This is a genomic window from Streptomyces sp. NPDC028305 (assembly GCF_055569495.1).
The window spans coordinates 416,562-430,803 of the sequence record NZ_JBVHTN010000010.1 but is presented as its reverse complement, the minus strand read 5'-3'; the positions used below and the strand labels follow the sequence as shown (position 1 = coordinate 430,803).

Sequence of the window (14,242 nt, the reverse complement as noted above, 5' to 3'; positions counted from 1 at the left end):
CCTAGGGTCTCCTCCCGTTGGTTCGGCGCATCACCCGCTGGGCCCGATTCGGGCCAAGGAGGAAAATAGATGAGGAACACGTTCCGTGCCCTGCTGGTATCGGTGGCCGTCGCGTCCGCCACCGCGCTGCCGTCCTCCATGGCCCACGCGGCCGAGGCCGGCGGGTACGACCGGTGTCCTGACGGCTATTACTGCATGTTCTCGGGGCTCGACGGCACCGGCGACATGATCAAGCTGAACGGAAACACGCCGGACCTCGCGGCGCTCGGCATGAACGACCGTGCCAAGTCGGACTGGAACCGGACCTCTTCCACCATCCACCTCTGGTCCGACGCGAACTACACGGGCTGCACGGTCGTCACCTCCGCCGGCCCGAGCGGCAAGGGCAACTTCTTCCCCGACTACCGGGACTTCCTCAGCTCGGTCCAGTTCAACGGCCCGGGCGGCCCCAGCTGCGGCACCCCGCCCGGCGAAGACGGCTGACCCCCGGGCTGCCCCGGCGGCCCGGGCGCCACGCGTCCAGGCCGCCGTCCCCCGCCAACTGCCGCTACCGCGGGGCGGCCGAGTTCTCGGGGACGGGAACGCCACCGGCCCACAGTTCTTCTGTGTGCTCGACGAAGCGCGAGCACATCCCCACCTCGCCGTGACGCCGCAGATGCATCAACGGCGAATCATGGCCGAGGAGCCGGGCCAGGTGCGGTGTGACGAGTGCGTCGTCGTCGAAGCGGAAGGGTCGGCAGGCGCCCCGGCGCGACGGGTCAATGTCCGGGGGCATGGCCACCAGCTGCGAAGGAGGCGCGCGCCCGCCCACGCACGGCCAGGAATGCGCGGCCGATCCGGACCACCCGAATGAACCGGGCGACTGCCAGGACAAGGTCCCGCCCCTGTGTCGCGGTCCCCCGCCTGGCGGGGTGGGCGGTCCTGATGTGTCCCCAGCCAGCACGGACCGTGGCGCGAGGGCGGCTGAGACTGCGCCCGTGCCGGGCACCGCGTCACTGGGAAGACGATGACCGGGGCACGGGACGCCATGCGGCCGGCCAGGCGACGTCCCGGGCAACGGCCCCTGACACACCGAGGCTGGCGCGGGCCTGTTCTACGTAGCGGCTCCGCGCCTCTCGGAACTCCTGATACGCCTGATCCCAGTTCTGTTCGACCTCCGTGGCGACACCGCGGGCCAGACACTCCAACCGCCACAGGCAGTGGTCAAGTGTCCTGGACGCGGTGTTCGCCTCCGTGTCACCGAGCAGCCCGAGCGTCTCCGACAGCGCGGAGCGGCGCGACTCCAATTCCCGTACCTCGGCCAGCACTTCGGGCGTGGGTTCCCATGGCATGGGTCCCGACACCAGACCCCGGGCGGCAGCGATCATCTGGTAACGAGCCGCCAGCTCTTTCACGGCGTGGGCGTACTCGGCATAGGCCGTCAAGCGGTGCTCGTCCCAGCGCACAGACTGTTGCCTGCGCCACCTCGTCCGCTCGTTCAAGCTGCTCACCAGGAACGACATGGCAGCCCCCAGGGCGACGCCTACGAGCGGAAGTATCTGGCCGGACAGACTCACCATGGACTCCCGATCGGGTAGCACAGCAATGTACGCATTCCTTTCCACCAACAGCGTGCCTACGGCTTGTAGGCGAGGGCGGCGTGAATGCAGGAGTCGGCCTCGTCCCCCGGCCGGGCGTCCGCGTCCGGCCGCCAATGGTTGGTGGCGACGATGCCGGGGGCAAGGATCTCCAAGCCGGCCCGTTCCAGGAATCCCGCGATGGTGGCCTTGTCTCGCGGTGTGACGGTCACGCCGCCCTCCGCGTACAAGGAGGTCAGGAGTTCCACGGTGCGCCGGTCGCCGTCATAGTCGTGGGTGCCCTGCGAAAAGACCACATAGCTGCCACTCGGCAGCTCTCCGACCAGCCGCTCGATGATGCCGGCCGGATCGTCCTCGTCCTCGACGAACAGGAAGACCGAGGCCAGGAGCAGCCCGACAGGCCGACCGAAGTCGATGCTCCTCCTCACGACCGGGGAGCGCAGGATCGACTCGGGATCGCGCGCATCGGCCGTGAGGCAGCCGACCCGGGGGTCCCCCTCCCACGTGGCCGACAGCCTCGCCATGACCGCCTCGTCCCGATCGACGTAGACGACCTTGCAGGTCGGGTCGACGGCCTGCGCCACCTCGTGGACGTTCGGTGCGTGGTCCAGCCCGGAGCCGATGTCCAGGAACTGCCGGATGCCGTACTGCTCGGCGACGGTACGCACCGCCCGCAGCACAAAGAGACGCTGGTTGCGTGCGATGAAGCCGACGTTGGGCACCTGCTGCTGTATCCGTTCGGCCAGTGTCAGTCCTCGGCCCGCGCCGTCTTTCTCGTCGTCCAGGAAGTGCGCGTACAGCCGTGCCGCGTGCGTGGCGGCTGGGGTGTCATGAGAAGTCATGCCGCTCTCCAGTGGTCTCGCTCTCTTCGGCACCGTGGGTACGCCAGCGGTCACCGAACCGTCAGCACGATCCTTCCCGTGGCCCGGCCGGATTCGCTCAGCTCGGCACCGCCACGTACATCGGTCATGCGTGTTCATGCATGTGCAGGCTGAGCGCGCTGGGCCCATTTCGGCGTCCAGATGCCGTTGTCGGCGCGGCCGGGATACGCGGAGGTGAGATGGTGGCGCAGGGCGGCCAGGGCGGGGTGGGGGTTGTCGGTGCGCCAGACCAGGGAGTGCGGGTAGACCGGGGTCGGTTCCTGGAGGGGGATGCGTCGCAGGTCGTGGCGGGCGGGCCAGACGAGCGGGGTCTGCTCGCTGACGAACGTGGCCAGCGTCGAGGAGTCCGCGATGGTGTCGAGCAGATGCTCGACACCGAAGTTCGGGCCGACCGCGTCGATGGTGAGACCGAACGTGGCGGCGAGTTCGTCGTAGTAGGCGGCCCACTCGGTGCCGGGCATGTTGCCGGGCATCCAGATCCGGCGCCCGGCGAGCTGGGCGGGAGCGATCGCGGGGGCGCCGGCGAACTCGTGGGCCGGCCCGGTGAACAGGTACAGCGGTTCGTCGAAGACCGGAGTGGCCTCGATTCCGTCGGGGAGCTGCCGGCCCGGCATGGTCACGGCGCGGAAGGTCGCGTCGATCGTCCCGGACCGGACGGCGGCGATGGCCGTGTCGAAATCGAACAGGTTCAGGACATCGAGCTCGGTCTCGGGATGCGCGCGGTGGAAGTCGCGCAGCAGACCCGCCACCGAGACCCGGTAGCGGATCACGTCGACCCGCAACGCCCGGCGCCCGGGCCGCACGGACGCGGCCGCCCGTTCCTCGGCTTGGAGGAGAGCGCGGGCGTAGGGCAGGAACGCCTGCCCGTCGATGGTGAGCCGGGCGCCGCGGGCCGTACGGCTGAACAACTGCACACCGAGGTCCTTCTCCAGCACGGCGACGCGCTTGGACACAGCCTGTGGAGTGATCGACAGGTTGGCGGCGGCTTCCTGGAACTGTCCCGCGTCCACGGCGGCGACGAAGGTGCGCACGGCAGTGAGATCCATGCCGCCCATCCTAGATGGACAACCAATCGTTGAGCCTGAGCACCGAAATAGTTGTTTGATTCCAGTACGCCACGCTCGTTTTGATGTCTCCGATCAACCTGTGGTTTGGCAACCAGCGCGGCAGGAGGCGACCCATACATGCCGGATTCCTTCGTTCATCTCCACAACCACACCGAGTACTCGATGCTGGACGGCGCGCAGAAGCTGACGCCGATGTTCGGCGAGGTGGCCCGGCAGGGGATGCCCGCGATCGCGATGAGCGACCACGGCAACATGTTCGGTGCCTATGAGTTCGCGCAGGTCGCGAAGGGCTTCGAGGGGATCAGGCCGATCATCGGCATCGAGGCGTACGTGGCGCCTTCCTCTCGGTTCGGCCGGAAGCAGGAGTTCTGGGGGCCGGGAGGCCGTCGCGCCACGAGCGCGGACGGCGAGGGATCGAAGGATGTCTCCGGTGGCGGCCGCTTCACCCACATGACCATGTGGGCGCGGAACAGCCAGGGCCTGCGGAATCTGTTCTGGCTCAGCACGCAGGCCAGCTATCAGGGTCAGTTCCCCGCCGGAAAGCCGCGCATGGACCGGGAGTTGATCGCCGAGCGGCCGGACGGCGTCATCGCCACCACCGGCTGCCCGTCCGGCGAGATCCAGACCCGCCTGCGGCTGAACCAGTACGACGAGGCGAAGGCTGCCGCCGCGGCCTACCAGGAGATCTTCGGCCGCGAGAACTACTTCCTGGAGCTGATGGACCACGGTCTGGACATCGAGCGTGAGGTCCGCGAGGGCCTGCTGCGGCTGGCCACGGAACTGAACCTTCCGCTCCTGGCCACCAATGACGCGCACTACGTCACCGAAGACCAGGCCGACGCCCACGACAGCCTGCTGTGCATCGGCGTCGGCAAGAACAAGGACGACCCGGGCCGCTTCCGTTTCAACGGCTCCGGCTACTACCTCAAGACGGCCGCCGAGATGCGCGGCCTGTTCTCGGAGCTTCCGGAGGCCTGCGACAACACCCTGCTGATCGCCGAGGGCGTCGAGTCCTACGACGAGGTGTTCGACTACGTCGACGAGATGCCGCGGTTCCCGGACGTGCCCGAAGGCGAGACCCAGGAGTCGTGGCTGCGCAAGGAAGTCCTCAAGGGGCTGGCGATGCGCTACGGAGACCCGGTCCCCCAGCACATCCTGGATCGCTTCGAGACCGAGATGTCGGTGATCGGCCCCATGGGATTCAGCTCCTACTTCCTCGTCGTGGCGGACATCTGCCGCCACGCCCGGGAGAACAGGATCCCGCTCGGTCCCGGCCGGGGTTCGTGCACCGGCTCGATCGTCGCCTACGCCACCCGCATCACGGAGCTGTGCCCCCTGCAACACGGCCTGCTGTTCGAACGCTTCCTGAACCCCGAGCGCATCAACCCGCCGGATGTCGACCTCGACTTCGACGACCGTCAGCGCGACCGGATGGTCCGCTACGTCACCGAGAAGTACGGCGAGGAGTACACCGCGATGGTGAACACGTTCGGCAAGATCAAGGCCAAGAACGCGATCAAGGACTCCTCGCGCATCCTCGGCTATCCCTACGCCCACGGCGAGCGGATCACCAAGGCGCTCCCGCCGGACCAGAACGGCAAGTCCGCCCCGCTGGCCGCCATCTTCGATCCCTCCCACGAGCGATACGGCGAGGCCGGGGAGATCCGGCAGATGTACGACAACGAACAGGATGTGAAGCGGGTCCTCGACACCGCCCGCGGGGTGGAGGGCCTCACCCGCGGCACGGGAGTGCACGCCGCGGCGGTGATCCTTTCCAAAACGAAGCTCACCGACCGCATTCCGCTGCACATGCGTGCCTCGGACGGCGTGAAGATCACCGGCTTCGACTACCCGTCCTGCGAGGCCATGGGCCTGATCAAGATGGACTTCCTGGGGCTGCGGAACCTGGGCGTCATCGACCAGGCCATCGAGAACATCCGCGAGAACCGGGGCATCAGCCTGGCCACCGTGGATCCCCTGGACGGCGACCCGTCCACCGTCGTGATCCCTCTGGACGACGCCACGACATACCGGCTGCTGGCCGAGGGCAACACCTTCGGTGTCTTCCAGCTCGACGGCGGCGGCATGCGCGTCCTGCTGAAGCAGATGGAACCCACCCGCTTCGAGGACATCGCCGCGGTCAACGCCCTCTACCGGCCCGGCCCCATGGCGGCCAACGCGCACACCAACTACGCGCACCGCAAAACCGGCCGCCAGGAGATCACCCCGATCCACCCCGAGCTGCGCGACGCTCTGGAGCCGATCCTCGGCAACACCTTCCATCTGCTCGTCTACCAGGAGCAGATCATGGCCATCGCCCGGGAACTGGCCGGGTACACCCTCGGCGGCGCCGACCTGCTGCGCCGTGCGATGGGCAAGAAGAAACCGGAGGTACTGGCCGCCGAGTGGGACAAGTTCCACTCCGGCATGCGCGGCAATGGGCACGGCGAGGAAGCCATCAAGGCCCTGTGGGACGTCATGCTCCCGTTCTCCGGCTACGCGTTCAACAAGTCCCACACCGCCGGCTACGGCCTCGTCTCGTACTGGACCGCCTACCTCAAGGCCAACTACCCGGCCGAGTACATGGCCGCCCTGCTCACCTCGGTCGGCGACGACAAGGACAAGGCCGCGGTCTACCTCGCCGACGCCCGCAAGAACGGCGTCCGCGTCCTCCAGCCGGACGTGAACGAGTCCGTCGCCGAGTTCACCGCCGTCGGCGACGACGTACGGTTCGGGCTGCGATCCGTACGCAACGTCGGCGACAACGTCATCGAGGCCGTTGTCGAAGCGCGCCGGAGGGGGAAATTCACCTCCTTCTCCGATTTCCTCGGCAAGGCCGACCTGCCCGCGCTGAACAAACGAGCCGTGGAATCCCTGATCAAGGCCGGCACCTTCGACTCCCTGGGCCATTCCCGCAAGGGCCTCACCGCCGTCCACGAGGACGCCATCGACACGATCATCCCCGTGAAGAAGGCGGCGAGTTACGGACAGGACGACCTCTTCGCCGACCTGGGCGGCGAGGGAAGCGGCGAACCGGCCTTCGGTCTCGACTTCCCCATCGACGAGACGGAGTGGCCACGCCGGCAGCTCCTGGCGACCGAACGCGAAATGCTGGGCCTGTACGTATCGGCCCACCCGCTGGACGGCGCCGAGCACGTCCTTTCCCGGGCACGGGACTGTTCCATCGCCGAACTGCTCGCCTCCGGCCGCACCACCGGGGACGTACAGCTCTCCGGGCTGATCACCGGCATTCAGCTCAAGATGACCAAACAGGGCAACGCCTGGGCCATCGTGAACCTCGCGGACCGTGACGCCGGCATCGAAATTCTCTTCTTCCCCGCCGCATACCAGCTCGTGCAGCACGCGCTGGCCGAGGACAACGTCATCGCCGTCAAGGGAAAGGTCGAAGACAGGGACGGAACCATGAACATCTTCGGTCGCGAACTCTCCGTCCTCGACATCTCCTCCGCCGAGATCGGCGGCAGGCCACCCGTGAGGCTCTCGCTCCCCTCGCACCGCGTCACCGAACAGTCCGTCAAAGAGCTCAAGCGCATCCTCGCGGCCCACCCGGGCGACAACCCCGTACACCTCAGTGTCCGCGGCGCGCGCAAGACCACCGTCTACGCCCTCCAGGCCACGGTGAACCCCACGACCATCGCCTCCGATGTCAAAGGCACCTTCGGAGCCGACGCCTGGCAGGGCATCGCATGAGCCCCACGGCGGCTCCGGTCGCCGGATCGTGCTCGGCCAGTACCTCGGCTTCGCCGCCATCCTCGCCGCCGCCGTCGCCGCCGCGTTCGGCGCGACCTTCCTGCCCGAGGCGGCCATCCCCTACCTCGGACTGCTGCCCCTCGCTCTCGGCCTCAAGGCGGCGTGGCAGGCATGGCGGCAACGGAGTGACGAGGACGACGAGCGGCGGCCGACCGCGGACGGCCCGAAGACGCTGGAAGTCGCCGCGGTCACCTTCGCCAACGGCCTGTAGCGCGAGGTCAGAGCCACATCGGGCGGTCCGTGCCCCAGAGCGTGGGCGGGTGGGACCAGTCGCGCGGGGCGTCGGCGTGGCCGAGGGGTGGGCGGGCGTAGCGGAGGCGGCCGTACGGGGCGGGGCGCTCGGTCAGCCAGGGGGTGGGGTCGTAGGCGTCGCCGGGCGGGGTGGTGGGGGTGGCGGGAGTGATGCCGTGCATCAGCCAGGAGGCCGTGGCGGTCAGGGAGAGGCGCAGGTGGCGTCCGCCGCCGCTCTCCTGGCCCTCGGTCAGTGCGCGCAGGACCGCCGCGGCGAGCAGATAGCCGGTGCCGTGGTCCAGGGCCTGGGCGGGGAGTGCGCCGGGGTGGCCGTCGGGGGCGGCTTCGAGGGCGGCGATGCCGCTCGCGGCCTGGACGAGGCTGTCGAAGCCGCGCCGGTCGGCCCAGGCGCCGGACCAGCCCCAGGCCGACACCTGGGCGACGACGAGTCCTGGGCGGCGCTCCAGCAGGGCGTCCGGGGCGAGGCCGAGGCGCTCGAGGGCGCCCGGGCGGTAGCCGGTGACCACGGCGTCGGCGTGGGCGAGGAGTTCGTCGAAGGTCTGCCGGTCCCGGGGGTCGGCGAGGTCCAGCCGGGTGGAGCGCTTGCCGAAGCCGGTGTCGGCGTGGGCGTCCGGGGCCTCCGGCAGGCGCGGGGAGTCGACACGCAGCACATCGGCGCCGAGCAGCGCCAGGGTGCGGGTGGCCACGGGCCCGGCGATGACGCGGGTCAGGTCGAGGACCCGTACGCCGCTCGCGGGGAGGGGCGCGGGCGGCAGCGGGCGGGGGGCGGCGTCGCCGACCTGCCGGGACTCGATCAGCGTGGGTGCGGCTCCGGGGGCGGTCTGTGCGGGGGGCGCTACGGCCACGGCCAGGCCGCCCGCCTCGTACACCGTCTCCTGGATCCACTGCGCCGGGCGGCCCGCCAGCTCCTCCGCAAGGCGCTTGGCGAGGGCGTTCTCATCGCCTTCGTCCGCGATGCCGAGGGCGGCCAGCAGGCGGGCGCGGTGGTGCGGGTAGTTGGCGTGCGTGCGCACCCAGCCGTCGGCCGCGCGCCAGAAGCCGGACAGCGGCGCGAAGTTCACCGGCTTCCGGCCGTCGATCCGCAGATGCCGCTCGCTGACGAAGGCCGTGCCGACCGCGGCCTCCGACACCCGTACGGCGGACACCGCTCCCCCGGACCGCCGCGCCGCGAGCTCGGCGGCGGCAAGCGAGCACGCGCCGACGGTGGCGCGGGCCAGCTCCCGTACGGGCAGGCGGGAGGGCAGCACCCCGTCGGCCGGGACGTACGACACCGTCTGGAGCAGTTGCGGCGCGCCGCCCAGGGCCGCCCATGCGTGGGCGGTCGCCGCGTCGATTCGCTGGGTCATACGATCATTGTGCTCGGCGCGGGCAGGAAGACGCGGCCACCATCCGTGAGCTGACGCACACCGCCCAGGGTTCAGCCCGTCATCAGCGCGACCAGCGGAAGCAACGGAACCGCTTGAAATACCGCGGCTCGTCGCAACCGGGCGCACCACAAGGCGACGCCGATGATCACCACCGCACCGCACGCCGTGCCCAGCTCGGCCAGTGGCGGCTCGTACGGCTCGCCCTGGTTGTCCGCGTTCGCCGCCCACCCGGTCATCCCGACCGCCAGCCATCCGTAGCCCACGGCCAGGGCGTTGACCGGCAGCAGCGCGAGCACCGCGACCGTGTTCCTCATGCGGGTCATCCTCACCCCGGACATGGGCGAGCGCATGAGTATACGTACTTATTGACGTATTGACCCCGTCCGGTCGGCCTCGCCCTGGCCCATGGGGAGGCGCCCGATCTGCTCGACCCCGAGGGGCATATCCGGGCCGGTTACGGGGAGCGCGGGCTCTTCCTCGTCCGCCCCGATGGGTACATCGGTTTCGCGCGGACGAGGAAGCCGGGCTACGGGACTATCTGGCCGGACTCGGCGGCCAGGAGGTGTCCGGGGGATCTTTTCCCGCCCCGCCCCTTCCCCCGGAGCCGCATATCGGCAGGGGCCGGGAAGGGGCGGGGTGAGGCAGTGTCCGAGCGGCGGTCGATATGCGGCTCCGCCGCGCGGGGCTCCGCCGCGTGGGCCCGCCGCAGGCGTCAAGATCCGCCGGACAGGGCCTACGCCGCGCCCGCCTGACGGTAGAGATCCAGCGCCTCGTTCCCGAGCGTCGGGTGGTACTCGTTGTTGCCGGCGCTCACGCTGATGTTGCCGATGAGATAGCCGCCGCCGTTCGAGGTGTTGAAGTCGGCCAGGAAGCCGCCGCCGCTCGAACCCCCGGTCTGTACGCAGTCGATGCCCCACATCGTGGAGCCGGGCCGCCCCGCGTCGGGGTATTCGTCGCCCTCGCAGTGGTTCAGGCGCTCGCCGTTGCCCTCCGCGGCCGAGCCGCCGTAGCCGAAGGAGTGGACGTGGCGGCCGGTGGGCGAGTTGAAGGCGATGCCCTGGGCGCCCACGGTGTCGACCAGCGAGCGCCCGCTCACCTGGCCCATGACGGCGTAGGCGAGGTCCCAGTTGGCGTCGCCGCGCGTGGAGACGTACTGGCCGAGGTGGAAGAGCGACCTGGCGGTGAAGGTGCCGAAGGGGCGGTTGCCGTTGGCGTAGCCCGGGATGAAGACCCAGTTGCGGTAGACCTCGCCGGTGCCCGCGTCGACGACGCAGTGGCCGGCGGTGAGGACGACGGACTTGTTGTCCGCGTTGGCGACGGTGGCCGAGCAGGCGAACGTGCCCCCGGACGCGTTCTGGAAGAACACCTTGCCCGCCGTGGTGCTGATCAGGCCGCCCCCGGTCCAGGGGGTGGGCGAGGAGGCGGCCACCGAGGGGGCGGCGCCCGAGGGCGACACGGATTCGGGCGCGGACACCGGGGGGATCGTCACCCGCGGTCCGGCCGCCGACGGTCCAGCGGCCGACGACCGGGCGTCCGTGGTGCCGGTCTGCCGCGGCCCGGTCATGTCCCGCGCGGTGCGGAGGCGTTCGGCGGTCCAGAAGCGCAGCGCGGACCGCTGCTGCTCAGCGGAGAAGGAGGTCTCCTGCGCGGGCCCGGGCGGCGGGGGCGGCGCGGGAGCGGCCTGGGCGGTACCGAGGGTCCAGCCCATGGCGGCGACGGTTATCGCGCTCAAGAAGGTGATGGCACGTCTCATGGAAGGGGCTCCACGTCCGTTGAGGAGGGGGTGCGTGGTGCGTTCTGACTTGCCGCGCGAGCTGACCCGACAACGTTGTCCAACCCGCGCCGCGGAAAGCCTGCCACGATTGGCCTAGACATGTCCATGGCATGCGGCGCATCCGCGTCCGCATCCGCGTCCGCAAACGGCGGACGGCGTGGCGGAGTCAGCTCCGCCACGCCGCCCGCTCCGTACGGCTCAGCTCTACTTCTCGCCGAACTCCAGCAGCACCTTGCAGGAGCGGCTGCGGTCGGCGGCCAGCGCGAAGGCGTCGACCGACTCCTGCACCGGCCGGACCGCGCTGATCAGCGCCTCCAGGGACGGCTCGGCCGCCAGCAGCCGCAGGGCGTCGTCGAACTCCGTGTGGAAGCGGAACGCCCCGCGCACCTCGATCTCCCGGCTGACCAGCAGGTTCCCCGCGATCGGGCTCTGCCCGGGCGGCAGCATGCCCAGCTGTACGACGACGCCGCCGCGCCGTATCCGGCGCACACAGGTGTCCAGGCCGGCCGCCACACCGGACGCCTCGATCGCGACGTCCACCTCGTCGTCCGGCCAGTTCGGGTCGTCCGGGTCGTCGGCCCGTACGCACGCGGTGGCCCCGGCCGAGGCCGCGAACTCCAGGGCGCGCGGCAGCAGATCGGTCACCGTGATCTCTGCGGCGCCCGCCGCCCGCGCGGCGGCCACGACCAGACAGCCGATCGGCCCGGCGCCCGTGACCAGCACCCGACGGCCCTTGAGGTCACCGGCGCGCCGCACCGCGTGCAGGGCGACCGACAGCGGCTCCGCGAGCGCGGCGCGGCGCAGGTCGAGCCCCTCGGGCAGGGCCCGCAGCTGCTCCGCCGGGACGGCGATACGGGCCGCGAAGCCGCCCTGGACGTGCGGGGTCCGCGCCGCGCTGCCCAGGTAGCGGGTGTCACGGCAGACCTGGGCCCGGCCGTCCGCGCACTCCGGGCACACCCCGCAGGGCGTGGCCGGATGGACGGCGACGGGCGTGCCGGGCGCGGGTCCGCTCGCGCCCTCGCCGTACCCGACGACCGTGCCGACGACCTCGTGGCCCAGCACCATCGGCTCACTCAGCCGGAAGTCACCGACCCCGCCGTGGCGGTGGTAGTGCAGATCGGATCCGCAGATTCCGCCGTAGCGGATCGCGACGACGGCCTGCCCGGGAGCCGGACTCGGCTCGGGGAGCTCGTCGATCCGCAGATCGCCCTGCCCATGGATCACACAGCCCAGCACCATGTCTCCACCCATACCTCTCCGTGCTCAGAGCACGCTCGTCATGCCGCCGTCTATGTAAAGGATCTGCCCGCTGACGAAGTCCGCCGCGGGGGACGCGAGATACAGCAGCCCGCCGACCAGGTCCTCGGTCCGCCCCCAGCGGCCCGCCGGGGTCCGTCCGCGCACCCAGGCGCTGAACTTCTCGTCCTCGACGAGCGGCCGGGTCAGCTCCGTCTCGATATAGCCCGGGCCCAGCCCGTTGACCTGGATTCCGTACGGGCCCCAGTCGGCGCACATGCCCTTGGTGAGCATCTTCAGCGCGCCCTTGGTCGCCGCGTAGGGGGCGATGCCGGGGCGCACCACCTCGCTCTGGAGCGAGCAGACGTTGACGATCTTTCCGTGTCCGCGCTCGGTCATCCGCCGGGCGGCCTCGCGGCCCACCAGGAACGCGCTGGTGAGGTTGGTGTCCAGGATCTGGTGCCAGTCGGCGTCGGTGAACTCCAGCAGCGGGGCGCGGTTCTGCATGCCCGCGTTGTTGACCAGGATGTCGAGCGGGCCGACCCGCTCCTCCACCTCGGCGATCCCGGCGACGACGGAGGGTCCGTCGGTGACGTCGAAGGCGGCGGTGTGGACGGCGGCGGTGTTCCCCGTCGCCTCCACGGAATCCGCGAGTTCGGCCGCCGCGGCCTTGAGGCGTGCCGGGTCACGGCCGTTGAGCACCACCGTGCAGCCCGCCTCCAGCAGGCCCCGGGCGAGGGCGTGGCCGATGCCCCGGCTGGAGCCGGTGACGAGGGCGGTGCGGCCCGCGATGTCGAAGAGCGGATGTGTCGTCATGGGTGTGTGTTCCCCCATAGATCGCTGGATGGCCGGATCGTTGGACGGCCAGGTCGCTGAATGACCAGGTCGCGCTGGATGACCAGGTCGCTAGATGACCAGTGAGAGCAGCAGGACGAAGCCGAGCGAGACGACGGAGATGATGGTCTCCATCACCGACCAGGTCCGCACGGTCTGCCCGACACTCATCCCGAAGTACTCCTTGACCAGCCAGAACCCGGCGTCGTTGACATGGCTGAAGAACAGCGACCCGGCGCCGATGGCGAGCACGAGCAGCGCGGTGTGCGTGGTGCTCATATCGGCCGCGAGCGGGCCCATCAGACCGGCGGCGGAGATCGTGGCCACGGTGGCCGAGCCGGTCGCCAGCCGGATGCCGACCGCGATCAGCCAGCCGAGCAGCAGCGCGGAGACGTTCCAGTCCTTGGAGACGTCCATGATCATCTGACCGACGCCGATGTCGACCAGCGTCGCCTTGAAGCCGCCGCCCGCGCCGACGATCAGCAGGATGGAGGCGATGGGGGCGAGCGAGGTCTCGACCGTGGACGTCAGCCGGTCCTTGGTGAAGCCGGCCGCCCGGCCGAGCGTGAACATCCCGACGATGACGGCGGCGAGCAGCGCGATCAGCGGCGAGCCGACCACGTCCGCGACCCGCTGGACGCCGTTGGCCGGGTCGTCCACGACGATGTCGACGAGCGCCTTGCCGAGCATCAGGACCACGGGCAGCAGCACCGTGGCCACGGTGATCCCGAAGCCGGGGCGACGCTCCAGCTCCTCCGAGGGACGGGCCGGGATCAGCCGGTCGGGCGGGGTGACATCCACCCAGCGGGCGGCGACACGCGCGAAGAGCGGCCCGGCGATCACGACAGTGGGCAGCGCGACCAGCACGCCCAGCGCCAGGGTGACGCCCAGATTGGCCTTCACCGCGTCGATCGCGGCGAGCGGGCCGGGGTGCGGCGGCACCAGGCCGTGCATGACGGACAGGCCGGCGAGGGCCGGGATACCGATGCGCATCACCGAGTAGTTGCCGCGCTTGGCCACCAGCAGCACGACCGGGATCAGCAGCACCATGCCGACTTCGAAGAAGAGCGGCAGCCCGATGATGCCTGCGATCAGCGCCATCGCCCACGGCATGGTGCGCTTGTTCGCCTTGGCGAGGATCGTGTCGACGATCTCGTCCGCTCCTCCGGAGTCCGCGAGGAGCTTGCCGAGTATGGAGCCGAGCGCGATCAGCACGCCGACTCCCGCGACCGTGCTGCCGAGCCCGGTCGTGAAGCTGGCGATCGCCTTGTCCAGCGGCGCACCCGCGACGGCACCGAGGGCCAGCGAGCCGATGGTCAGCGACAGAAAGGCGTGCAGCTTGAACTTGGTGATGAGCAGGACGATGACGGCGATGCCGACGAGGACGGCGATTCCCAGCTGGGCGTGACCGGCCGACGTGATGGGGTCGACGGGATCCGCTGCCAGCATCTCGACGCTGAGACTGGTCACGGAGGTTTCCTTT

General features: G+C 70.2%; 12 protein-coding genes and 1 pseudogene. 3 read left to right on the top strand and 10 right to left on the bottom strand.

Features of this window, described 5'->3' with window-relative positions:
* Positions 1-69: 69 nt before the first annotated feature.
* Positions 70-483, top strand: coding sequence for a peptidase inhibitor family I36 protein (locus tag ACZ4WQ_RS39520; RefSeq protein ID WP_398374562.1), 414 nt, complete (start codon positions 70-72; stop codon positions 481-483).
* Between the two features lie 64 nt (positions 484-547).
* On the opposite strand, the pseudogene ACZ4WQ_RS39515 reads toward ACZ4WQ_RS39520, so the two are convergent.
* The 4 genes and pseudogenes from ACZ4WQ_RS39515 to ACZ4WQ_RS39500 all read right to left on the bottom strand — a co-directional run.
* A pseudogene (locus tag ACZ4WQ_RS39515) lies at positions 548-730 on the bottom strand (XRE family transcriptional regulator); the annotation flags it as partial.
* Between the two features lie 262 nt (positions 731-992).
* Positions 993-1,502: a hypothetical protein gene (locus tag ACZ4WQ_RS39510; protein ID WP_398374563.1), complete on the bottom strand. Its 510-nt coding sequence runs from the start codon at positions 1,500-1,502 to the stop codon at positions 993-995.
* A 113-nt stretch (positions 1,503-1,615) separates the two neighbouring features.
* Positions 1,616-2,419 (bottom strand): SAM-dependent methyltransferase, encoded by an 804-nt coding sequence (locus ACZ4WQ_RS39505; protein ID WP_398374565.1) that lies wholly within the window; start codon positions 2,417-2,419, stop codon positions 1,616-1,618.
* A gap of 134 nt (positions 2,420-2,553) precedes the next feature.
* Complete coding sequence (locus ACZ4WQ_RS39500; protein WP_398374567.1) at positions 2,554-3,504, bottom strand: LysR family transcriptional regulator; 951 nt, start codon at positions 3,502-3,504, stop codon at positions 2,554-2,556.
* A 138-nt stretch (positions 3,505-3,642) separates the two neighbouring features.
* On the opposite strand from ACZ4WQ_RS39500, the gene dnaE reads away from it, so the two are divergent.
* Together dnaE and ACZ4WQ_RS39490 are read left to right on the top strand one after the other, a co-directional pair.
* Positions 3,643-7,236 carry a DNA polymerase III subunit alpha gene (gene dnaE, locus ACZ4WQ_RS39495; RefSeq protein ID WP_398374569.1) on the top strand — a complete coding sequence of 1,198 codons (3,594 nt, stop codon included), beginning with the start codon at positions 3,643-3,645 and terminating at the stop codon, positions 7,234-7,236.
* Positions 7,237-7,264: 28 nt separating this feature from the next.
* The gene (locus ACZ4WQ_RS39490; RefSeq protein WP_398374571.1) at positions 7,265-7,507 is read left to right on the top strand and encodes a hypothetical protein; all 243 of its coding nucleotides are present in this window, start codon (positions 7,265-7,267) and stop codon (positions 7,505-7,507) included.
* 7 nt (positions 7,508-7,514) lie between these two features.
* Here ACZ4WQ_RS39490 and ACZ4WQ_RS39485 read toward each other — a convergent pair whose 3' ends face one another.
* The 6 genes from ACZ4WQ_RS39485 to ACZ4WQ_RS39460 all read right to left on the bottom strand — a co-directional run bounded on the left by ACZ4WQ_RS39485 (position 7,515) and on the right by ACZ4WQ_RS39460 (position 14,229).
* A complete protein-coding gene (locus tag ACZ4WQ_RS39485; protein ID WP_398374573.1) occupies positions 7,515-8,894 on the bottom strand; it encodes a CoA transferase in 1,380 nt (459 codons plus the stop codon).
* Between the two features lie 71 nt (positions 8,895-8,965).
* The gene (locus ACZ4WQ_RS39480; RefSeq protein ID WP_398374574.1) at positions 8,966-9,229 is read right to left on the bottom strand and encodes a hypothetical protein; all 264 of its coding nucleotides are present in this window, start codon (positions 9,227-9,229) and stop codon (positions 8,966-8,968) included.
* 419 nt (positions 9,230-9,648) lie between these two features.
* Complete coding sequence (locus ACZ4WQ_RS39475; RefSeq protein ID WP_385340954.1) at positions 9,649-10,668, bottom strand: trypsin-like serine peptidase; 1,020 nt, start codon at positions 10,666-10,668, stop codon at positions 9,649-9,651.
* 225 nt (positions 10,669-10,893) lie between these two features.
* Positions 10,894-11,928: an L-idonate 5-dehydrogenase gene (locus tag ACZ4WQ_RS39470; RefSeq protein ID WP_398374888.1), complete on the bottom strand. Its 1,035-nt coding sequence runs from the start codon at positions 11,926-11,928 to the stop codon at positions 10,894-10,896.
* Positions 11,929-11,952: 24 nt separating this feature from the next.
* On the bottom strand, positions 11,953-12,741 hold the full coding sequence (locus ACZ4WQ_RS39465; RefSeq protein WP_311724249.1) for an SDR family oxidoreductase: 789 nt from the start codon (positions 12,739-12,741) through the stop codon (positions 11,953-11,955).
* Between the two features lie 90 nt (positions 12,742-12,831).
* A complete protein-coding gene (locus tag ACZ4WQ_RS39460; RefSeq protein ID WP_398374577.1) occupies positions 12,832-14,229 on the bottom strand; it encodes a GntP family permease in 1,398 nt (465 codons plus the stop codon).
* Positions 14,230-14,242: the final 13 nt, after the last annotated feature.

What these genes read in the sequence shown, in the direction of transcription:
- ACZ4WQ_RS39485 (WP_398374573.1), bottom strand. Translation starts at nt 8,894, where the DNA reads ATGACCCAGCGAATCGACGCGGCGACCGCCCACGCATGGGCGGCCCTG.
- ACZ4WQ_RS39500 (WP_398374567.1), bottom strand. Translation starts at nt 3,504, where the DNA reads ATGGATCTCACTGCCGTGCGCACCTTCGTCGCCGCCGTGGACGCGGGA.
- ACZ4WQ_RS39475 (WP_385340954.1), bottom strand. Translation starts at nt 10,668, where the DNA reads ATGAGACGTGCCATCACCTTCTTGAGCGCGATAACCGTCGCCGCCATG.
- ACZ4WQ_RS39465 (WP_311724249.1), bottom strand. Translation starts at nt 12,741, where the DNA reads ATGACGACACATCCGCTCTTCGACATCGCGGGCCGCACCGCCCTCGTC.
- ACZ4WQ_RS39480 (WP_398374574.1), bottom strand. Translation starts at nt 9,229, where the DNA reads ATGAGGAACACGGTCGCGGTGCTCGCGCTGCTGCCGGTCAACGCCCTG.
- ACZ4WQ_RS39510 (WP_398374563.1), bottom strand. Translation starts at nt 1,502, where the DNA reads ATGTCGTTCCTGGTGAGCAGCTTGAACGAGCGGACGAGGTGGCGCAGG.
- ACZ4WQ_RS39520 (WP_398374562.1), top strand. Translation starts at nt 70, where the DNA reads ATGAGGAACACGTTCCGTGCCCTGCTGGTATCGGTGGCCGTCGCGTCC.
- ACZ4WQ_RS39470 (WP_398374888.1), bottom strand. Translation starts at nt 11,928, where the DNA reads ATGGTGCTGGGCTGTGTGATCCATGGGCAGGGCGATCTGCGGATCGAC.
- dnaE (WP_398374569.1), top strand. Translation starts at nt 3,643, where the DNA reads ATGCCGGATTCCTTCGTTCATCTCCACAACCACACCGAGTACTCGATG.
- ACZ4WQ_RS39505 (WP_398374565.1), bottom strand. Translation starts at nt 2,419, where the DNA reads ATGACTTCTCATGACACCCCAGCCGCCACGCACGCGGCACGGCTGTAC.